Origin of the sequence: Hyalangium ruber, assembly GCF_034259325.1 — a bacterium.
Classification (GTDB): domain Bacteria; phylum Myxococcota; class Myxococcia; order Myxococcales; family Myxococcaceae; genus Hyalangium_A; species Hyalangium_A rubrum.
Genome location: NZ_JAXIVS010000001.1, coordinates 742,616 through 764,398 on the forward strand (window position 1 = coordinate 742,616; position 21,783 = coordinate 764,398).

The 21,783-nt window shown below is 65.8% G+C and carries 12 protein-coding genes and 2 pseudogenes; 8 read left to right on the top strand and 6 right to left on the bottom strand.

Features of this window, described 5'->3' with window-relative positions:
- Positions 1-120 precede the first annotated feature (120 nt).
- Positions 121-477, bottom strand: a complete 357-nt coding sequence (locus tag SYV04_RS03035; protein ID WP_321544046.1) for a hypothetical protein — start codon at positions 475-477, stop codon at positions 121-123.
- A gap of 1,542 nt (positions 478-2,019) precedes the next feature.
- On the opposite strand from SYV04_RS03035, the gene SYV04_RS03040 reads away from it, so the two are divergent.
- The 3 genes and pseudogenes from SYV04_RS03040 to SYV04_RS03050 all read left to right on the top strand — a co-directional run bounded on the left by SYV04_RS03040 (position 2,020) and on the right by SYV04_RS03050 (position 5,590).
- The gene (locus SYV04_RS03040) at positions 2,020-2,934 is read left to right on the top strand and encodes a DUF3396 domain-containing protein (protein ID WP_321544047.1); all 915 of its coding nucleotides are present in this window, start codon (positions 2,020-2,022) and stop codon (positions 2,932-2,934) included.
- A 533-nt stretch (positions 2,935-3,467) separates the two neighbouring features.
- Positions 3,468-3,772: pseudogene (locus SYV04_RS03045) on the top strand (cold-shock protein).
- A 126-nt stretch (positions 3,773-3,898) separates the two neighbouring features.
- Positions 3,899-5,590 carry a sulfatase-like hydrolase/transferase gene (locus SYV04_RS03050; protein WP_321544048.1) on the top strand — a complete coding sequence of 564 codons (1,692 nt, stop codon included), beginning with the start codon at positions 3,899-3,901 and terminating at the stop codon, positions 5,588-5,590.
- An 829-nt stretch (positions 5,591-6,419) separates the two neighbouring features.
- Here the strand turns inward: SYV04_RS03050 and SYV04_RS03055 are convergent.
- Positions 6,420-7,313 carry a VOC family protein gene (locus SYV04_RS03055; RefSeq protein WP_321544049.1) on the bottom strand — a complete coding sequence of 298 codons (894 nt, stop codon included), beginning with the start codon at positions 7,311-7,313 and terminating at the stop codon, positions 6,420-6,422.
- Positions 7,314-7,512: 199 nt separating this feature from the next.
- Between SYV04_RS03055 and SYV04_RS03060 the strand changes: the two genes are divergently transcribed.
- Together SYV04_RS03060 and SYV04_RS03065 are read left to right on the top strand one after the other, a co-directional pair.
- Entirely contained in the window at positions 7,513-8,745 is a 1,233-nt protein-coding gene (locus SYV04_RS03060) for a phospholipase D-like domain-containing protein (RefSeq protein WP_321544050.1), read from the top strand.
- A gap of 183 nt (positions 8,746-8,928) precedes the next feature.
- Positions 8,929-10,308: a DUF1254 domain-containing protein gene (locus SYV04_RS03065; protein ID WP_321544051.1), complete on the top strand. Its 1,380-nt coding sequence runs from the start codon at positions 8,929-8,931 to the stop codon at positions 10,306-10,308.
- A gap of 111 nt (positions 10,309-10,419) precedes the next feature.
- Here the strand turns inward: SYV04_RS03065 and SYV04_RS03070 are convergent, their stop codons facing one another.
- Entirely contained in the window at positions 10,420-12,465 is a 2,046-nt protein-coding gene (locus tag SYV04_RS03070; protein WP_321544052.1) for a tandem-95 repeat protein, read from the bottom strand.
- 607 nt (positions 12,466-13,072) lie between these two features.
- Here SYV04_RS03070 and SYV04_RS03075 point away from each other — a divergent pair.
- The 3 genes and pseudogenes from SYV04_RS03075 to SYV04_RS43685 all read left to right on the top strand — a co-directional run.
- A complete protein-coding gene (locus SYV04_RS03075) occupies positions 13,073-15,421 on the top strand; it encodes a hypothetical protein (protein ID WP_321544053.1) in 2,349 nt (782 codons plus the stop codon).
- Positions 15,422-15,598: 177 nt separating this feature from the next.
- Positions 15,599-17,890, top strand: a complete 2,292-nt coding sequence (locus SYV04_RS03080; protein ID WP_422723905.1) for a Kelch repeat-containing protein — start codon at positions 15,599-15,601, stop codon at positions 17,888-17,890.
- Positions 17,891-18,058: 168 nt separating this feature from the next.
- A pseudogene (locus SYV04_RS43685) lies at positions 18,059-18,163 on the top strand (MopE-related protein); the annotation flags it as partial.
- A gap of 19 nt (positions 18,164-18,182) precedes the next feature.
- Here the strand turns inward: SYV04_RS43685 and SYV04_RS03085 are convergent.
- The 3 genes from SYV04_RS03085 to SYV04_RS03095 all read right to left on the bottom strand — a co-directional run bounded on the left by SYV04_RS03085 (position 18,183) and on the right by SYV04_RS03095 (position 21,775).
- Positions 18,183-19,079, bottom strand: coding sequence for a hypothetical protein (locus tag SYV04_RS03085; protein ID WP_321544055.1), 897 nt, complete (start codon positions 19,077-19,079; stop codon positions 18,183-18,185).
- A 176-nt stretch (positions 19,080-19,255) separates the two neighbouring features.
- On the bottom strand, positions 19,256-21,217 hold the full coding sequence (acs, locus tag SYV04_RS03090; RefSeq protein WP_321544056.1) for an acetate--CoA ligase: 1,962 nt from the start codon (positions 21,215-21,217) through the stop codon (positions 19,256-19,258).
- A 63-nt stretch (positions 21,218-21,280) separates the two neighbouring features.
- Complete coding sequence (locus SYV04_RS03095) at positions 21,281-21,775, bottom strand: hypothetical protein (RefSeq protein WP_321544057.1); 495 nt, start codon at positions 21,773-21,775, stop codon at positions 21,281-21,283.
- Positions 21,776-21,783 lie beyond the last annotated feature (8 nt).

A 21,783-nucleotide genomic window follows, 5' to 3' on the forward strand; every position in this document is an offset into this window, starting at 1 on the left:
CGCTCGGCTCAGCGTGCCGCCCCGAAGGATGGTCGAGCTCTGACCCAGATCGAGGCGTCCAGATGCGTGCGCGAGATCTGCCGTGCGGTCCGCGCTGCGTCATGAGCGCTGGCCTGACGTTCAGGAGCCGCTGACCACCTCACAGCTTCGCGTGCGGATCTCGGTGCCCCCCACCTCCAGCGTACCGTCGACCTCCCAGACATACCTGCGCAGAACACCCTTGAACTTGAACACCCCGCTGCGGGTCGTTCCCGCGACCGGCAGCCGCCAGGACACGACCCGAGTCACCCCCGGCCGCCGCTCGTCCACATGAGGCTTCCGGTGAGTGCCAAACGACAGGCCCCACCACGTAGCGCCGATGTCATCTCCCAGCAGGGCCTGAGCCTCCGGGCAGTCCAGGAGCTGTTGCAGCGCTGCCGCGTCGGCACCGCTCCCGGCCAGCTGGGCGCGCCCGGCGACCTGGGAGAGGCCGGCCACGATCAGCGCGACTCCCCCGATTCCAACGAGGCGCGACGAGAGGGAGGTGGAGCTGCGAGTGGGCACGAGGTCAGTGTCATCCACAAGCAGAAGGAAAGGCAATCGAGCCACACCTTCACGGGGGTATCGAGCTCCGCCAGCCCTTTGCCGCAACGACGGAAGGGCCGAAACGCGACCCGCGATCAGGCGGACCGAGGTCCCTTGGCGCGCGGGTTGGCTGGTTTCCGTGTGCCGCAAGCTCGGTTCCGCCCTGCTCCTTCCGTCGGGAGAGCCCTCCGTGCTTCCCCACCTGCCCCTTCCCAGCCACACTTCGCCAGGGCACACACTACCGGTGGGCTCCCACGGAGTTCCGCCAAGAGTTGGATCGCTCCCGCCAGAAGCTCCGAGCGGCGGGTTCGATTGCCGCCGCCTCCACGCAGAACAACCCGCCGCTTCCAGTCTTGCACCCTCATGAAAAAGTGATGACGCCTGCAGGTAGGGACCCAATTGGGGCTTTGGGGACCAAATCACGAGCCGCGCCTGGCCTGAGCCGCTGTCCTCGCAGGAGGGGATGGCAGAGGGGCTGGGCCTGTGAGTACCTGCTGCTTGGGGCTCAACACCACGCCAACTGCGGGGGGGCCTACGCAACGGATGGAGAGGGAGCAGCACTCACTTCGGTAGAATCGCGAGAACCTTGGGAACGAAGCCCTTCATGAAGCGAAAAGATCCATCTGGGTGGGCGGTGTGGAGGGCACTCAGCGCTGTCCTCTTCTTCACCGCCTGTGGCACAGCCAGCTACGGAGTGCCGAGCCAGTATGCTCAGGTCCCGGATTCCGTTTCGAACACCTGCCTCAGGAACCCGGCCAACTGCCCGCCCACGCCAGGACTCCGAGCGGTCCCCAATCCTCCTGCGGGACCACCTCCCCTACCCGTGATAAGCGTCCCTGTGTTGGCCACCAGTGTGGTGGGCGCGGCTGTCATCGCGGGTCACTCTCTGGACTCCGAGTCGCGGGCCCGCATTGATGCGGCCCTCGCCGAGTGTGCGGATGCGGCACGCTCCGAGGTAATGCTCAAACATTTTGGGCGCTCCCCCACACGCGAGGAGTGCAAGGAGGTCGTCGGCACCGACAGCAAGGGGCAGCCCATCACACGAGCGATGCAACTGGGCCTAGCGCAGCATGCTCTCGCACTCCAGTGTGCCGAGAAACGGCTCCACGAGTTGAAGCCAGGAGGCTTCAGCATCCAACCCCGCTATCGAGTCGACCCGGAGACGGGCAAGGCCGAGTACCTCCCTCGCGAGGTGGTGGAGACGTTGCTGAGACAGGGGCGCAGCGCGGAGCTTCGCGGAACCATCGAGCCCGACATCGTCATCCACGAAGGACAACCTCATCGGGTCCAGGACGTTTACGACTACAAGTTCCCGTGTGCATCAAGCTCCAAACGTTCTGATTGGAGAACGTACCCCGAAGGAAATCCACATGCTGGCAAGCCCCAGGGAGAGGTGTACCAGAAGGCCTTGGGTGGTGAGCCTGCACGGGTTCAGCCTCACCTGGGAGTTTACCGATGACCGAGCATTACCCTCGGATACGCCTCCGCGACCAAGAGGGCTTCGAGCTGCTGCGCGAAGGGTTGAGCATCAGCTTCTACATGCGGCATTCCCATCAGGGACTCGTTGAGAACATCTTGCAGTCGCTGGAGGCCTATGTCCGTGCCGTAGGGCCGCAAGCGTTGGGCTGGTACCTAGATGAAGAGGGAGAGCCACAGCCGCTGAATGAACGAGGCTGGGAGTTCATACGAAAGGAACTCCGCGAGCGCCAATTTCCCATCATCCGGCTGAGAGACGGATCCGACAACGATAACCGGTATCGCTTCAACTACTGGGGCAAGGATCTCCAAGCTCCTCATGTAGCGAAGAATCCGGGCACGGTCTGCGCGGCCACATTCTGGCTCCCCACTGAGTTCCTGGAGGAGCATGGCCCAGAGCGCGTCCGAGAACTCGCCATGGAGTGGGCGGCTCCCTTGCCCCTCTGCTCTGGGCACGGAGGATTGTCCTTTAATGCCGAGTACTCCCTGGTGGGCATCCGGCGGCAAGTGGCCCGGTATTGGCTCCGGTATCCGGGCATCGACGTCTACGACTCACCCTCGGATCACTCCTGGGACATTGGAACCCGTGTGCGAGGCCCCTCTTGGCTCACGTTCCTGGGACAGCCTGTGCTGGGAGAGCTTGGTGGCGCCGAGGGGCTGCGCGCACGGCTCCACAGTCTTGGCACGACCGTTCAGGAATTGGACAGGGATAAGGTGCTCATCACCCTAGGCGCATGGCCTGAAGCGGGCGACACAGAGCGAGGTGATACGCTGCCAGCCTACCAGGAACTGGCCCGTGTCCTGGAGCCCTGGCTCTTCCGCGATCCAGATGGACGCATGCTCGGCCAGTCCGAGGAAGACACCCGCGGCTGGGAGAGGCGCTTTCTCTACTAAAAGCCTATTTCGGTAGGGGCGAGTGGAATCAAGTAGGGTACACGCCTGCTCAAGCCGCCTTCCCATGAGGAGGCGGCAGGCGACGGGCCATTGCTGAGAGGGTGTTGATCGACCTACACGCAAGAGGACGTCGAAGCGGCAACGGGAAAGCTCCCCAGTGCCTGCGCGTCCTGCTGAGCAAGCTCCTTCAGCGCTCGCCCGCCGACCGCTACCAGACAGCCGAAGAGCTGGAGACGGATCTGCGTCGCTGGCTCGGGGGCACTTTCGGCAGGGACGACGCCGCGAAAGAACTGAGCGTGCTAAAGAAGGCAGCCGGCGAGTGTTGGCCGACGTGGAGCCCGAGACCGTTACTTTCTGAGCGCCCCCGGTACCGGCTCCCCTTCGCGAAAGCCCCTCTCCGATTCTCCTTCCGTGAGAGGGAGTCTTCGCAGTGGGGAGTCCCCCAAAAAGAAGAAAGGAGGGCGATATCCAGCCTGGCCCCTGAGCTTCAACTCCCTCAGACGCTCAGGCACGAGCAAGGGAGCGGAAGAGTCATGGCACAAGGTCGTGTGAAATGGTTCCACGGAGAGAAGGGCTTCGGGTTCATCTCGCCAGATGAAGGGGGGCCAGAAGTCTTTTCCACTTCACAGCCATCGTGGGCAGCGGCTACCGTCACCTGGACACGAACCAGAGGGTGGAGTTCGAGATCCAGCAAGGCGCGAGCGGCCCTCAAGCGACTAACGTCAAATCCCTTTCAGCCGTCAAGCTCGAGGGAATCGTTGGCGCGGCCGACGGTGAGGTTGGGCCGCGCCCCCGGTTCGGGCTTCTTCTGAAGCGCGCTCAGCGCCGCCACGAGTAAAGTCGGCCATCGTGCGGTGAAACCGCGGTAGCGTGGGGGCGAGTTAACACGCGGGGGGGGCGCAGGGACGAGCAGCCGAAGCGCACTGCCCCCTCGTCGCGTAACCCGAATAAGAAGGCAGAGACCATGAACGGCTTCTGGGGACCTTTCAAGCAGCAGCCCAACGTGCTGATCTTGCTCACGGACCAACAGCGTACGGCGCAGTACCTGCCAAAGGACTGGGTGAAAACGAACCTGCCCAACTTGTGGGCGCTAATGCGAGGCGGTGTCCAATTCCCCAACGCGATGACGAGCACCACGGCCTGCTCTCCTTCGCGGGCGACGCTCTGGACCGGCACCTTCCCCATGATCAATGGCGTGGACAGTGTGGGAGCCACCCTGAACATGAAGGCGCATCCCAACCTGACCACCCTGGGGTTGGCTCTGGCGAGCTACGCCCCGAAAGGCATCACCTACGATATCGCCTTCAAGGGCAAGTGGCACCTGAACCAAAGCTTTGAGAGCGGGCAAACCCTCGCGCAGCAGCAAGAGGACGCCGACCGCGCAAAGCAGCTTTCAGACAATAACGCCATGCAGTCCACGTATGGCTTCCCCGGGTGGACATCGCAGGACTTCGGCACCGCCATGGCGATGGATCTCGGCGGATGGAAGAGCGGGCCAGTGACCATCCCCGAAGCCACGATCAACACGATGGGCGCCGGCTACGGGGGGAACGACGCGCGGGTCGCGACGGGCACAAGCTACGTGACCAAGACCGAAAGCAACCCCAATGGCACGGTCGACAGCGCCAAAGACTGGCTCGCGGCGCGGGCCGGCAAGAGCGACCCGAGCAACCCCTTTTGCCTCATCGTCTCGCTGCTCAACCCCCACGACATCTTCGCGTCGCCAGCGGGCTATACCTCGGCAGGCTACCTGCCCATTGCGAGCGGTCCAAACAAGGGCAAGCTGCCCTGGCAAGTCGCTCCATTCACGGACATCACGACCCTGCCGGACAGCTACGATCTGAGCGCGGACCAGCTCGCAAACAAGCCATCCATGCAGGGCAACTACCGCTGGACGGCGGCCCAGGGCGCGTCGGAGGAGGCCGAGCGCCGCGCTGCGGCCCTCGATTACCTTCGCTTCTATGCCTACCTGGAGACGCTCTCTGACGCGCTCCTCGGGGAGATGATATCCGCGCTAACCGGCGATATGGCGGCGAACACGCTGATCATCCGCCTGGCCGACCATGGCGAGATGGGCATGTCCCAGGGCGGCATGATCGAAAAGGAGCACCAAGCGTACAACGAGACGCTGCTGGTCCCGATGGTGTTCAGCAACCCGGGCCTACCCCAGGCCGCCGTATGCACCGGCTTGGCGGGTCTTATCGACGTGCTGCCGACCCTGGTGGAGATCTGCCAGCTCAGCGTCCCCGAAGGCATCCTGCTTCAGGGCACGAGCCTGGCTCCCGCTATCATGGCCGGCGCCTCGGGGAGCACCTATCACCAGCTACAGTTCGCGACCAATGACAGCGGCGTGGAGATCCGGGCCCTGGTCGATGATAACAAGTACAACGCCAAGTACGTGGCCAGCTACAATGGGAGCTCCTGGCAATGCGAGCTCTATGACTTCAGCTACGACCCCAGCCAGAATGCCCCGTGGCCGTCGGAGATCATCAATCAGATTCCGGTGAACGGCCTGCAAGACGGCGGCTACGCCTCTTCTCAGGCCACCCAGGCGACCTGGAGCGCCATGCATGCGGCTCTCACGAGCGCGATGCAGGCTACGAATACGACGCCCCCGGGCTGGCCGGCGACCCCGCCGTCCGTGATTCCGAGCTAAGCGTCGGCTCTCAGAATGATCAGCAGCGCGGTGGCGTTCTCACCTTCGCCGGTGATGGGGGATTGGAAACGATCGTAGAGGGCTCCTCAGCCCGGGCCGGTGGAGCGCGCGCGTCAGACAGCGCCAGATCGTCCCCGTGCCACGCTAGTGCGGCGGGCTGCCCACCGCGCGCTGAGCGGCGAGGCATGAGAGGCGGCCGTGCTCGGAGAGGAGACTGCAGAAGCAGGCTGGCTCAGGGCGTCGTTGAGGTGCGGGCTCGTCGAGTGGACGCTCACCGCGAGGCCCAGCGCTCACCGCGAGGCGCCCGTCCATGTGTCCGGCCTGGAGGCTGGCCACGAGGTCCCAGTGCTCGCCACGGGCCGCGCGTCGACATGCCCGACGTGTCCGGTCTGGCCGCTCGTCACGAGGCCACGGGCTCCGCCATGTTGCACGTATGTCGCAGGAGCCTGCGGAACGGGATGGGACGACACGGGACGCGGCGGGATAGCGACTCCGAATCATTCCGAGCGGCTACGAGGTAAGGGCGCGATTCCGCTAGAGGTTTCGCACCGCCCGGCGTGGGTTCGATTCCCGCTGATTCCACACAGAGCAACCCGCTCCTGAAGAGGAGTGCCCACCCCGGTTACTTATGAACGCTTCCCGGAGATCGGCGGGCGCTCTACCCCTTGAGCACGTAGCGTCGATGTCATCCCCCAGCAGGGCTTGGGCCTCCGGGCAGTCCAGGAGCTGTCTCAGGGCTGCCACGTCGGCGCCGCTCCCGGCCAGCTGGGCGCGCCCGGCAACCTGGGAGAGGCCGGATCGGCACCCTGAGCTGTAAACCTTCCTGCTCCTACCAGCCGGCCGGTGGCCTGTCGGGCTTGATGATGCAGAAAGCCGCGCCGGTGGGATCCGCGATCACAGCCATCCGCCCGTAGGGCGTGTCGAACGGCGGGGCCATCACCGTGCCGCCGAGCGCTTCGGCCTTCTTCGCCGCCGCGTCCGTATCGGTGACGGCGAAGTAGGTGTTCCAGTGCGAGGGCACCTCCGGCGGGAATTGCGCCGTCATCTGCATCGCCCCGAAGACGGTCCTCTCCCCCTTCTGCAGCGTCCAGTAGTCGATGCCCTCGGCGTCCAGGCGCTTCGTCCCCAACCCGAACACGCTCATGTAGAACTGCTTCGCCTTGGCCAGATCGCGCGTGTACACCTCGTGCCAGACCATGGCTCCCGGCTCTTCGGTGACCTGGGCGCCCTGGTGCTTGCGTCCCTGCCAGACCCCGAAGTGCCCCCCGCTCGGATCGGCGAAGTACGCCATCCGGCCCTCCTCCATCACGTCCATGGGCGGAACGACGATCTTGCCGCCCGCTTCGGTAACCCTGCGCGCGATCGCGTCGGCGTCATCGACGGCCAGATAGACGCTCCACATCGGCGGAGACGGCGAGCCTTCGCGCAGCTTCGCCAGCCCAGCGACATTGCGTCCCCCCAACTGGGCCATCGTGTAGAAGCCGGTGTTGGGATCGTCGCCCCCCACGAAGGTCCAGCCGAACAGCTCGCCGTAGAACTTCCGCGCCTTGCCGGGATCCGGCGTCTGCAGATCGACCCAGGACACGGTCGAGGGAGCCGCCTTGTCTCGCTTCGCCATCTTTGCCTCCAGGTCATCCTCGCGCGCCGTGGCAGACGCGCTGGCACAGCCGGAAAACACCATCCACAGGACACCACCGCAGAGCGCGGCACGGAGCGTGAGCATCCCAACACTCTAGCCAACTCTCGGTCGGGCCCCGACGGGTGTCGCCGCGGATGTCGGCAATGACAGTCCGTGCAAGCAGATCAACCCACAGCGTGCCACTGTGCCCCTGCTTTACCTCAATCGCCCACGCGACAGTCCACGTGTACCTACAGGTGACGGACTTGCGGCGGAGAGCCATCTGCTGGCTCAGGGGGCTCGGGTGAGAACGGGACGGGGACGGCGGTGGGCGATGGCCATGGCGGCGGCCAGCGTGATGTTGGGGGGGACCGCATGCACTCAGACGAAGGAGGAGTCACGACCCTTCTACCTGCGCGGTGAGGTGAACTCGGGTGGCCCAGGGTTCGCCACGGCACTCTACCAGACGGTGAACGTGCGCATGGTGCCGGGCAACCATCTGCGCTGGGTCAACAACGGCGCCGTGTTCGACGTGATGGAGGAGGAGCTGTCCCGCGCACGCACCTCCATCAACATCGTCATGTTCATCTGGCGCCCTGGACACGCTTCGGAGCGGATGCTCTCCGTCATCACCGAGCGCGCCCGGGCTGGCGTGGCCTGCCGGGTGCTCGTGGATCCCATGGGCAGCACTCCGTTCGAGAAGGAGATCAAGCCGAGGCTGGAAGCAGCCGGATGCCAGGCGCACCTGTTCCGCCCGCTGCCCGCGGATGAGAACCTGGCGCGCAACCACCGCAAGGTCATCGTCGTGGACGGCCGGGTGGGCATCACCGGCGGCCTGGCCATCCAGGACGAGTGGCTGGGGGAGGCACGCAACGAGCAGGAGTGGCGCGACACCAATGCGCGGGTCGAGGGCCCCGTGGTGGCGCAGCTCCAGCAGGCCTTCGCGGAGAACTGGCAGGAGACGACCGGCGAGTTGTTGCCCGCCAGTGACTTCCCCGGCCTTGCCACCTCTGTGCCCAGCCTGGACGAGGCGAAGGGGGGCTGGGGGGCCTTTGTCGGCAGCAGCGCGAACCCGGAGGTCACCCACGCCGAGCGGTTGACGCAGCTGATGGTGCGCTCCGCTCGCAAACGGTTGTGGATTGCCCAGGCCTACTTCACGCCGAACCGCGCCCTCGTCGCGCAGCTGGTGGAGCAGGCCCGCGCGGGAGTGGACGTGCGTGTGCTGGCGCCTGGGAACAAGAACGACCACAAGTCCATCACCGTGCTTCAGCGCGCCACCTACGACACCCTGCTGGCCGCGGGCGTGCGCATCTGGGAGTACCAGCCATCCATGATGCACGCGAAGACGATGCTGGTGGATGACCAGCTCGTGCTGGTGGGCTCCATCAACTACGATGCGCTGTCTTTCAATCTGCTCGAAGAAGGCTCGCTCGTGCTTCAGGACGCGGAGGCCGCACGGGAGATGGAGGCGTTCTTCCTGGAGGATCTGCGACACGCCCAAGAGATGAAGGCCAGGCACGCAGACCGCTCGAATTGATGCTCGAGCGACTTCACCACCCGCACGGCCTGGTGCGGTTCGTGGACCGGCTGGGCCAGGGCTGAGCCCGCGCTGCGTAAGCACTAGGGCCAATATCCATTACCTGACACCCTGATTAGGGTCCGCGCTCGCGACAAATGGAACTTCGAGCGATCCGCGCTCGAAGAAAAGGAGCCCATGGCGATGAGCGCTGATTTGTACGAGACCGCATACGAGATCGGCTGCGAGGGATACACCTATCTCTATCCCCTCGTGTTGATGGACGTGACGCGCCGGCAGATGACGAACGTCAAGGAGATCGACCTCCCCACCTGGCGAAGCCCGGCCAACGTGTTCATGAACAACCCGCGCTTCCCGGGGCCGGAAGACCGCACCGTGGTGCGCCCCAACTTCGACACGCTTTATTCGAGTGCGTGGCTCGATCTCGTGCGCGAGCCCCTGGTCATCAAGGTCCCCCCGGCCGATGGGCGCTACTACCTCTTGCCCATGCTCGATATGTGGACGGACGTCTTCTCCTGCCCCGGCCCCCGCACGACGGGGACCGCGGCCCAGGAGTTCGTCATCGTCGGTCCGGGGTGGAGCGGGACGATCAACCCGGCCCTGAACCTGCAACGGATCGACGCGCCGACGCCGTATGTCTGGATCATCGGACGAACGCAGTGCGACGGCAGTGAATCGGGCAGTGCATCGAGCTATGCCAGCGTGCATGAGTTCCAGAAGGGACTCCAGATCATCCCTTACTCCGCCTACGCGGCCGGGCAGCAGCCGCCACCGCCCATCGGGTCAGACACCGATGACATCAGCCGCGAAGAGCCGTTGGTGCTCGTAGAGAAGATGACGCCCGAGGAGTTCTTCGCCTATGGCGCGGACCTGATGCGCCAGATTCCAGCGCACTTCAATGACTACCCCATCCTCGCACGGCTGGCGCGGGTAGGTTTCGTCCCGGGCCAGCCGTTCGACCTGAACGCAGCCCCGGCGGAGGTGCAAGCGGCCTTCAAGAAAGCAGTCCCCGACGCCCTCGCCCGGATGAAGGCCAAGCAGACCTCCATCACGCCGCTGACCAATGGCTGGACCTACGCGAACGAGCTGATGGGGACCTACGGGACGAGCTACCTCCGCCGCGCGATCGTTGCCCTGATCGGACTGGGCGCCAATCTCCCGGAGGACGCAATCTACCCGGTCGCCTACAATGACGTGGACGCGGATTCCAAGCTCACCCCGCTGGACAGCGCCATGCGTTACACGTTGCGCTTCGAGGCCAACAGCCTGCCCCCGGTGAACGCCTTCTGGTCCGTGACGATGTACGACGAGCAGGGATTCCAGGTCCCGAACGCCATCAACCGCTTCTCGCTGGGCACGCGAAACAACCTGGTCCCGGACCCCTCCGATGGCTCCGTGACGGTGTACGTCGAGCGCTCCATGGACGAGACCGATCCGAGGCGGTCGAACTGGCTGCCAGCCCCCCAGCAGGGCGCGTTCAACCTCACCCTGCGGCTGTACTCACCGAAGCAGGAAGCGGTCAACGCAGATTGGCACCCGCCCCCGATCTCGCGAGCGAAGTGACCCTCGACCGCCGGGCGCGAGCTCGTGATTCCCGGTAGGCCCAGCAGGAACGGCGGAGCCCTTCGACAAACGTGCCGTTTGCACGAAGGCTCCGCCGGTTACCGCTCCTGGCTACGGCGCAGGCATCCAGGCCAAGCCCAAGTTCCTGGCGCTGCCCGAGTTCACGGTTTGGATATCGCTGCCGTCGGCCAGATTGGCGCTCCGGACCGCTTGACCCAGCCAATCCGCCCAATACAGCCGCCCGGCCGTGACATCGATGGCAATCCCGTGCGCTGTGTTCTGGTTGGTCACCAGGGTGGTGATGTTGGAGCCGTCCAGGTTGGCGACATAGATACTGGCGCCGCGGGTCGCGTAGTACACCTTCCCGCCGCTCGAGTCGATCGCCAGGCCCACACCCAGTCCGTTCAGGTTTGAAGCGAGAGTCTCCAGGTTGGTACCATCGAGATTGAATCGTACGAGCCTGGTGTTGTTGTAGGTAATGACATACACCTTGCCGCGTGGGACATCGAACGCAATGGCAGACGGGCTATTGATGCCGCCGACGACCTGCGTTGGATTGCTGCCGTCCAGCTCGGTGCGCATGACCCGGCTTCCGTTGAAATCGGACCAGTACAGCTTGCGGTTCGTCGAATCGACTGCCAGCCCGGAGGGGTAACCGCCGTTCGCCACGATATCGACCGGGTTCGTCCCATCGCTGTCCGCTCGAACGATCGCGCTGCCGCTGTTGTAGAAGATGGTACGGGTTACCGGGTCGGTGGCGACGGAAGATGCCCCGCTGATACCGGTCTTGAGCTCGATAGCATCCGTGCCGTTCACCTCCACCCTCCACAGCGAGCCGGCGGCAGTCATCCAGTAGAGGCTCGCAAAACCGGTGACGTCGACCTCGAAGGTGGTGGAGGTGGTGGCGGAGCCGTCACTCACCGAGAGGGTGATGGTGGTGGAGCCGTTGGCGTTGGCGGCGGGGACCACGTTGAGGGTGCGGCTGGTGCCGGAACCGCCGAGGACGAGGCTCGCGGGGTCGTTGGGCACCAGGGCCGTGTTGGAGGAAGTGGCGGTGACCGTGAGACTGTCGGCGGCGGTCTCCACGTCGCCCACGGTGAAGGCCAGGTCGCCGGTCGAGCTGTCCTCGGCGATGGTCTGGTTGTCCACCGAGGAGAGGGTGGGCGTGTCATTCACCGCGGTGACGTCGACCGTGAAGGTGGTGGAGGTGGTGGCGGAGCCGTCGCTCACCGAGAGGGTGATGGTGGTGGAGCCGCTGGCGTTGGCGGCGGGGACCACACTGAGGGTGCGGCTGGTGCCGGAGCCGCCGAGGACGAGGCTCGCGGGGGCGTTGGGCACCAGGGCCGTGTTGGAGGAAGTGGTGGTGACCGTGAGACTGTCGGCGGCGGTCTCCACGTCGCCCACGGTGAAGGCCAGGTCGCCGGTCGAGCTGTCCTCGGCGATGGTCTGGTTGTCCACCGAAGAGAGGGTGGGCGTGTCATTCACCGCGGTGACGTCGACCGTGAAGGTGGTGGAGGTGGTGGCGGAGCCGTCGCTCACCGAGAGGGTGATGGTGGTGGAGCCGTTGGCGTTGGCGGCGGGAACCACGCTGAGGGTGCGGCTGGTGCCGGAGCCGCCGAAGACGAGGTTGCTGGGGTCGTTGGGCACCAGGGCCGTGTTGGAGGAAGTGGCGGTGACCGTGAGGCTGTCGGCGGCGGTCTCCACGTCGCCCAGGGTGAAGGCCAGGTCGCCGGTCGAGCCGTCCTCGGCGATGATCTGGTTGTCCACCGAGGAGAGGGTGGGTGTGTCGTTCACTGGCGTGATGGTGATGGTCACCGTGGCTTGGGCGCTTTGGCCCTTGCTGTTGGTGGCGCGGAAGGTGAGGGCATCTTCGCCGTTGTAGTCGGCGCCGGGGGTGTAGGTGACGACGCCATTAGCGCTGAGCTCACTCAGCGTGCCGTGGTCCGGCGCGTCGACGATACTGAACGTGAGTGTCCCGTCGCCGCTGGCCGGCAGATGCACTTCGAGAGGCGTGTCTTCCGCCGTCTCGCGGGTGATGTCTTGGGCCTCCGGCGGTACGCTACAAGCGGCGAGGGTGCTCGCAGCCAGTCCAAGCAACAGTCCGGCGCGCAATGCGGTGGCTGGCGCTGCGAGCCACCTCGAAAGCAAACATGACATGAACTCTCCTCTAGGTGCTCCGACGGCGTGGCAGATAGCTCCGGGGTGGGCGAAGTCGTGCCCAAAGATGGCCGGCGCCGCCCGGGTTCGAGCGGTCGCCAAGCACCCCGTGCCGCACCACTGAGCGCTCCGCTGGAGACAGCCAGCGTGCGCCCCACCCTCTACCCAGAGGTCAGGCCGTGGATATTGGCCCTTGTGCTTATACAGCGAGCAGTGAGCCCAGCGAGGGGAGAAGCCGCGCCGCCCCCTCTGCGGATGCTCGCGTCCACGAATGCCGAAAATTTGTCATGACCGTGAAAGTGGATTCTGCACAACTCCACTTAGATCGTGAGAGAACGGGGAACGGTCGGCATGAAGACTTGGACGATGGGAGTTCAGCCCCGTCCAAGTGGCGGGCACCACGAATGCCAGCGGGGTTCGAATGATCAGGGCCCCAGGACTCGTCCCGGTGCCCTGAGGGGCACGGCGCGCGGACAGGTAGCAGGGGAGCCGTCGGCCGCCCTCCCCTGCCGCTCCCTCGCACGCCCAGTGCCCCTGCCTCTCCTGGGCGTCACGGACGTCAACAACATGCCGGGGCGCCCAGCCTTGCTGTAGTAAGTTGGCCCAAATGGTACGTACTCCAGTCCTGGTTCTCATCGGGTTCTTCCTCTTCGCCCCCGTCGCTGCCTCTGCCGCACCGCCAGAGGCTGGCGCCGCCAAGTCCGTCGCGGAGGCAACGAAGCGCGTGGAGAGTGCTCGCGCGGCTCTCGCCACGGCCGTTCAACGGATCGAGAAGGATCCGCCCAGCAACGCCGACCTCGACGCCGCCGTCGCGGCGGTGGAAGCGCTGAAAGAGGCGCTCAATGCTGGAGCGAGCTTCGAGACGGCGGATCTCGACTACGCCAGGACCGTTCTGGCTGCTCGCAAGGAGCTCCGGACGCGCCGCGAATACGTCGACGAGCGCCGAGCCAAGATCCACATCCACGAGTTCCGCCGGCGCATCGACGGCGCGCTCGGGCCCCTGAACGAGCGCATGGCGAAGCTCTCGGAGAAGGACCCCGGCCCCAAGGCGATGGACGAGGCTCGGGCCGCGGTGGATTCGCTCAAGAAGCTGGCGGACGAGGGCCGGCCCCTGACCAAGCAGGATCCGAAGTTCGCCACGTACATCACCGAGATCGACGCGACGGTCGCTCGTCACGAGAAGACGATCGACGAGCGGTGGCTGCAGCTGTCGGCCCAGAAGCAGCGAGGGCTCCTGGACGAGAGTCGTAAGGCCCTGGCCACCGCGCTCACCGAGCTGGACAAGGCCTGGTCGGACGAGAAGTTCGGAGCCACCGACAAGGCGGTGGCGGCGCTGCAGAAGCAGGTCGACGAGGGCAAGCCGCTCGAGGAGCGCGATCGGGCGTATCGCGCGGAGGCGGAGAAGGCCCGCGCCGAAGTCACGCAAGCCAAGCGCCGGATGGAGGAGTCCGTGGTGCAGGCGGGTGTCTCTCGGGTCAAGGTGGAGATGGGGCCTGCCCAGGAGGAGCTCGTCGCGTCCGCCAAGGCGCTCCGTGCGAGGAAGCCGACGCAAGAGCAGCTCGCCGAGGCCAAGACCGCGGCGTTCGTCGTCCGGAAGCTGGTGGAGAAGTACGAGCCGCAGGCCGCGCGGAGCCCGGCGATCAGCCAGTACCTCACCGAGGTGAAGAACACGCTCGTCGAGGTCGAGGTGGCGCTCCAGGTTCGCAGCCTCGATGCGGCTCGCGCCGAGGTCGTGCAGGCCTTGCGCAATGTCGAGAAGCGGGCCGTGACCCCCGAGCAGTTCGAGGAGGCGAAGACGGCGCTGGTCATCCTGGAGAAGACGCTCGAGACGGTTCACGCGAAGAACCCCGCGGTCAGCCCCTCCGCCGCCGAAGCGCGTCAGCTGCTCAAGGACGGGCGGGCGACGATGGAGCGGCGCCGGTACGAAGTCGACCTGCAGCAGCAGCGCGCGAAGGTCGACGAGGCGCGCAAGAACGCGGCGGCACTGGTCACCCAGGTCCAGAAGGAGAAGCCCTCGGAGGCGCAGCTGCAGGAGGCGGAGAACGCCATCAAGCAGATCGGCGTGGTGCTGGAGGCCGGCGCCCAGTTCGTCAAGAAGGATCGCGACTATGCGCTGTACGCCAAGGAGACGAAGGAGCGCATGGCGGAGCTGAGCGATCGCGTCACCCGGCGGAAGATCGTCCTGTCCGCGGCGGACGCCCGCGCGCAGCTCGCCGAGCGGCTGGCCATGACGAAGGAGAAGCTCGAGTCCGCGAAGCTCATCTCATCGACCGACAGCGACGTCGAGACGGCCTCGAAGGGCGTGGACGAGGTCATGCAGATCTTCGAGACGCGCGCGGAGTTGGAGCAGCAGGACGCAGGCTACGCGGCATACGCGGAGCGGGCGCGCGCCGAGTTGCTGAAGATGGTGGAGGCGCTCGAGTTCGCGCGGCAAGCGCGAGAGCTGCGCAAGACGACCGGTGAGGCCCTGGCCGCCGCCGGCGTGGCGTCGGAGTCGGCCGCGGCCTCCTCGGACCTGCGCAAGCGCAAGCAGCTGTACGCGAGCGCGCTGGAGAAGCTCAAGGCCTGCCAGGAGGAAGGCGCCAGGATGGTGAAGGGGAACGCCAGCCTCGCCACGGTCGATGTGCTCGTGGGCGGCATCCCCACCCGGCCCCAAGACGTGATGGCTCAGTGCGCCCAGAAGGCAGAGACGCTGCAGGAGCCACAGAAGCGGGCCGACGTGCAGCTTCGGTTCCACGATGGCCCGAAGAAGGCCTACGACTCGGCGAAGGCGCTGCTCTCCAAGGGACGCAAGAGCGAGGCGCTCGCGCAGCTCAACGACTGCGTCGCGGAGGGGCGCATCCTGGAGAACCGGTATCCCGACTTCAAGGAGCAGAAGTTCGACGTCGGCGGCACCAGCATGAGCGTGATCGAGCTGATCCAGGCCTGTGTGAAGGAGCGCAAGCCGTTGCAGTGAAGGAGCGCAAGCCGGTTGCTCTTCAAGGCCCCCTCTCCGTCCCGCGGAGAGGGTGCTGGATGCCTTTGAATGGAGCGTGTTTGCGTTTGGAGTTCGCCCACCTTCCTGGGGCGGAAAGATTGACTTCACCTCAATGAACTCTACCGTCACCTCAAACCCTATCATTGAGGTGACTTCATGCGTTTCACAGGACTTCTGGCGCTTGTCCTCATATGGCTCGCGCTTGGGAGCTTGGGTTGCCGGGCACAGGAGACGGGCTCTGCTCAGTTCGCTGTCTCGGTGGGCCAAGCGCTCTCCACCGCGTCCGTGACTCGCGTCACCATCACGTCCTCGGGCCCGGGGATCCCCTCCATCACCACGGACCTGGTAACAACCAATGGCGTGTGGGGTGGCGTCATCGGCAACATCCCCACCGGAACGGAGCGCGCATTCCTCGCTCAGGCGTTCGACTCCAGCAATACCCTGCTCTTCGAGGGCTCTGCCTCCGACGTCACCATCCGCAACAACCAAACCACCCTCGTCGCCATCACCCTCCAGGAGGTCAATCCTCCCCCGCCCTTCTCCAACGAAGCCCCCATCCTCCAGTCCGTCGTCGCCAATCCCACCACGGTCCAGACTGGCGCTCTCGTGTCACTCCAAGCCACCGCGGAGGACCCGAATCCGGGCGATTCCATCACCTACTCCTGGACGGCCGCCGATGGCGTCTTCTCCAACGCCTCCAGCCCCTCGACGCAGTGGACCGCTCCTGCTGTCCCGGGCCTGGTCACCCTCACCCTCACCGTGAGCGATTCGCGGGGTGCCTCTTCCTCGCTGTCCTTCGCCATCAACGTGGTGAATGGTCTCTCCGAGGGGAGCGCCTTGCTCGATGTTCGTTTCAACTCCTGGCCCCTCGTCTCTGCCCTCTCCGCTTCCGAGACCCGCTTGGACGTGGGCCAATTCACCACCGTCGCGGTCACTGCCTCCGATAGCGACGGCGACGCGCTCAGCTTCCAGTGGTCCGCGACTTGCGCTGGCTCCTGGACGAACTCCACCTCCAGCACTGCCTCCTTCTCGCCCTCCTCGCTCCCCTCGGGCGCCTGCAACAATTGCCAACTGATCGTCGCCATCTCTGACGGACGCGGTGGGCAGACCACGGGCACCGTCGCCCTGTGCGTCGCCCCCACTCCCACGAACCGCTTCCCCCCTACCCTCATCCGCTCGTACCAGTCCTCGCTCACCGCCTTGCCCTCGCAGCAGCTCACCTTCGAGGTGACGGCGACGGATCCGCAGGCCAGCTCGCTCACGTTCTCCTGGAGCGCCAGCACGGGGACCCTGGGTACACCGCAGACCGATGCCACCGTCAGCCGCATTGCCTGGACCGCCCCCGACTGCGTGGTGCCCGGTGCCTCTGCCTCCGCGACAGCCACCGTCACCAATGCCTATGGCCTGTCCACCACCCGTACCTTTGAAGTCACCGGGCTGCCGGAATGCGCGACGTGGGTCTCCACGGGCTCCATGCTCTCTCCTCGCTTGGAGCACACGGCGACACTGCTGCCCAACGGCAAGGTCCTCGTGGCGGGGGGATACGGCTACTTCGACTGGCCCACGCCGGCGGCGGAGGTGTTCGATCCAGCCACGGGCACCTGGAGCGCCACGGGCTCCATGGCCTCCCATCGCCAGGGGCACTCGGCCCTCCTCATGCCCAATGGCAAGGTCCTCGTCACGATGGGGTTCAACAACACAGGCGTCCCCTCGGAGGTCGAGGTGTACGATCCGACGACGGGCTCCTGGTCCCCCACGGGCCCCATGGTCTCACCACGCACTGAGCTCAAGGTGACGCTGCTGCCCAACGGCAAGGTCCTCGGCGTGGGGGGGTATTTCATCTCGGAGGCGGAGCTGTACGATCCAGACACGAGTTCCTGGAGCGCCGCGGGCTCTCTGAGCACTGCTCGCTATCGGCCCTCGGTGACACTGCTACCCAACGGCAAAGTCCTCGTCGCCGCAGGGAGACAGCCTAGCGGCCACCCTGGCGCGACGGCGGAGGTCTACGATCCGGACACCGGTTCTTGGACCTCCACAGGCTCCCTGGCCACAGCTCGCTTCGACCACACAGCGACGCTGCTGCCCAACGGCAAGGTCCTCGTCGCAGGGGGGCAGGGCCTCAGCTTCACCCCTTACGAGACGGCGGAGATATACGACCCCGCTACGGGCACCTGGTCTCCCACGGGCTCCCTGGCCACAGCTCGCTACGGGCATACCGCAACGCTGCTGCCCAACGGCAAGGTCCTCGTCGCAGGGGGGCTCAGCGGCTCGGTCAGGGTCTCGACGGCGGAGATATATGATCCCGCCACGGGCACCTGGTCTGCCGCAGGCTCGATGTCCTCCGCGCGTTCCGGGCTCACGGCGACGTTGCTGCCCGATGGGCAGGTCCTCATCACAGGAGGAATCGGGCCCCTCGCACACGCGACGGCGGAGCTGTATAGCCCCTGAGATCGGTTTGGCGGCACGCCGGCTCGGCCCAAGTTGGACGCTTGCGTGAACCCGCCCCCTGGTCTTGCGCCCCTCTTGCTGTGGGTTCGATTCCCGCCGCCTCCATCCCGAGAAACTCAGCAATATGAGTGACTCCCCTCCAGAGGGCGCGGCAATGACTAGCGCTCTGCCATCTATCCCGGCGCCCCCGAGGTGTGCGACGCGGCGGACAACAACTTCAACGGCTCCACCTGCCAGAGTTGTGCCCCCGAGCTCTCAGCCCTGGACTCCTAGCTCGGCTGGCGCTTGTCCCTCACCCTCGCAGGCGCCAGTCGAGGGGCGCCCTCCTGTGCCGCTGGCGCCTCAGCGCCTGATCCAGGAGCCGCTTCAGGCAGTCCATTTGCTCCTTGTCATATGACTCGAGCAGATCCTGCCTGCGCCCCTTCCAGTCCACCGCGTGCAGTTGGTAGTCGGTCGTCGTGACTCTGCTTCCGGTTCCATTCTCGTAGCTGATTGTCTTATGCGCATAGACATCGAGCCGGGCGAGCTGACTCCTGGAAAGGCTGCGGGTGGTTGGCCAAGGCAGGGCGGTCTTGTGGATGGTGAGTTCGTCGCGGGTCACGATGACTCGGGTGCGGTTCACGAGGTCCTTCAGCAGATTGAAGGTGAGAAAGGCAATCAGGAGCAGCGCCGGGATGGCCAGACACATCCCGTTCCCCAAGACTTCCTTGCGGAACGTGAACAGCCCCCCCGCAACGGCACCCGTGAAGAGAGCATTGAGGACGAACTGGGAAAGAGGCGCCATGTGGAGCTCGCGCCAGTCGATGCGCGTGGCTTGGCTGTCTTCCTCGACCTGAAAGGGCTTGGAATGAGTAACAGCGGGCCGCTCGCGCAATCCCTGCTCCAACCGCTCGATCGCCTGAGCGAGAGACTCACCGCGCTCGCCTACCCCGCCACGCCGCTCGAGCACGAGCGTCTCCAGCTTCTCCCGCTGGGCCCCCAGTTGGTGGATCAGTCGCCCCAGTGCGACGTGCTGGGAGGCGCCCTTGCCCAGCCGCTGTTCCACATGCGTGAGCGCCTCGACCAGGGGAACTTCCAGCTCGCGTACCTGGCGCAACAGTTCAGGGCGTTGGCGCAAGTGGTGCCGCCAGCGGCGGGAGGCGAGTGACTTCACCAGCGCGGCCTGCCGCTGCCAGGCCTGCTCGAGCACCTCCCACGCTCCTTCGAGTTGGATGCGCAACTCGGGGTCCGGTACGGCTCTCGCAGCCCGCAGCCGTCTGTACAGCTCACAAGGCGAGCGCATGTCATCTAGCCCTCGAGCGACGGGTGTTGGGCGGGCGAGTCCTTGTGGAGGACTCGCCCTGCCCGTGTTCACCGGGGTGATCGCTACTCTTCGTCCTGGCGCAGTGTCGCCAGCACGTTGAGGTCCTCGAGCGTCGTCGTGTCACCCGTTGTCTGTTTGCCCGCGGCTACGTCTCGAAGCAGTCGGCGCATGATCTTGCCCGAGCGTGTCTTCGGCAGCGCTTCCGCGAACCGGATCTCGTCCGGCCTCGCGATCGCTCCGATCTCCTTCGCCACGTGCGTCGCCAGTTCCTTCTTCAGTTCCGGTGACGGCGGTGTGCCCTTCTTCAGCGTCACGAAGGCCACCAGCGCCGTGCCCTTCAGGTCGTCCGGACGCCCCACCACCGCTGCCTCGGCGATTCGTGGGTGCGCCACCAGCGCGCTCTCTACCTCCGCCGTGCCCAATCGGTGACCCGCCACGTTCACCACATCATCCACCCGGCCCATCAGCCAGATGTAGCCGTCCTGGTCCGTGCGCGCCCCGTCTCCCGTGAAGTACTTGCCCGGTAGCTCGCTGAAGTACGTCTTCACGTACCGCTCCGGATCCCCGTACACCGTGCGCAACATCGACGGCCACGGCTTCGTCACGAACAGCAACCCGCCCTGCCCCTTCGGCACCGGGTTGCCCTCCCTGTCCAGGATCTCCGCGTGGATGCCCGGCAGCGGGAACGTCGCCGAGCCCGGCTTCGTCGGCGTCGCCCCAGGCAACGGAGAGATCATGATTCCCCCCGTCTCCGTCTGCCACCACGTGTCCACCACCGGGCAACGCCCGCCTCCAATCACGTCCCGGTACCAGATCCACGCCTCCGGGTTGATCGGCTCGCCCACCGAGCCCAACAGCCGCAGCGAGCTCATGTCGTGCTTGCGCGGGTGCTCCTCCCCCAGTCGCATGAACGCACGGATCGCCGTCGGCGCCGTGTAGAGGATCGTCGCCTTGTAGCGCGCGATGATCTCCCAGAACCGGTCCGGCCCCGGCTGCGTCGGCGCTCCCTCGTAGATGACCGTCGTCACCCCGTTCATCAACGGCCCGTAAACCACGTAGCTGTGTCCCGTCACCCAGCCCACGTCCGCCGTACACCAGTAGATGTCGTCCTCCTTCAGGTCGAACACCCACCGCGTCGTCAACGAGATGCTCACCGCGTAGCCCGCCGTCGTGTGCAGCACCCCCTTCGGCTTCCCCGTCGAACCCGACGTGTAGAGGATGAACAACGGGTGCTCGCTCTCCACCCACTCCGGCTCGCACGTCTCGCTCTGCCCTCCGACCAGTGCCTCCCAGGACACGTCCTTCGGCCCCATCGGCACCGCGTCTCCCGCCCGCTTCAGCACCACCACCTTCTCCACCGTGCGCATGTTCGGCAGCGCCGCGTCCACGTTCTTCTTCAGCGGCACCACCGCGCCCTTGCGCCACCCGCCGTCCGCGGTGAGCAGCACCTTCGCCCCCGCGTCGTTCATGCGATCCTGCAGCGCCTCCGCCGAGAAGCCGCCGAACACCACCGAGTGCACCGCCCCAATGCGCGCACACGCCAGCATCGCCACCGCCGCCTCGGGCACCATCGGCAGGTAGATGCCTACCCGGTCTCCCTTGCGCACCCCCAGCGACTTCAGCCCGTTGGCCAGCCGGTTCACCTGCACCGCCAGCTCGCCGTACGTGATTCGACGCCTGTCTCCCGGCTCTCCCTCGAAGAGGATCGCCGGCTTGTCCTTCAGCTTCGGCAGGTGCCGATCCAGACAGTTGTAGGTCAGGTTGGTGCGGCCCTCGAGGAACCAGCGCGCGTGCGGCGGCTTCCACTCCAGCACCGTCTGGAAGGGCTCCTTCCAGTACAGCTCCTCGCGCGCTCGCGCTCCCCAGTACGCCTCCGGGTCCTTCGCCGCCTCGTCCCACAGCCGGCGGTAGTCCTCCATTCCCCGGATGTGGGCACGGCGGGAGAACTCCTCCGGTGGAGGAAAGACGCGGTTCTCCGTCAGGACCGATTGGATCTCGTGCGATGGACGCTGCGGCTCAGCCATGGGCTCCCTCTCAAGCGTGACAGCGAGATGAGCCCTATTCTGTAGGTTCTCCCCGAGCCGCGCTCAAGGAACAACAGGGCACGTCGCTGAATCCTGAACGGCCTCGAAGCGCGTCCACAGCTCACACGCGCAGCTCTCCTGGAGCCGGGACTCGTAGCGCACCCTCAGCGCGCCGTCGAACGCCGTGGCGCACTGCGTGGTTCCCTCCAGGTGAACGCTCACCTGGTCCAGCAGGCAATCCTGCCCTCGCACGTGGACCGCGGCATTGCCCCGGGTGCCATCCACCATGAAGCGTTCCCCCCCCGCCAGGAACCGGCCAACGAGTTGCATATCAAGCAGCTCGGGGTTGATGGCGAAGTTGATGCGCACCACCTGTCCGGTGATGACCACTGAGGCGTCCCACGGTGCTTCGGGCGAACTCAGCATCTCGCAGTCGTCGCGCATCACCTCGACGACCTGCAGCGTGTAGTTGCCCGCGTTCTGGACGAAGTCATTACAGCCGAGGGTCAGCCCCGCAGCGGCCAACAGGGACAGGGAGAAGGAGCGACGGGTGGGCACCCGCCCAC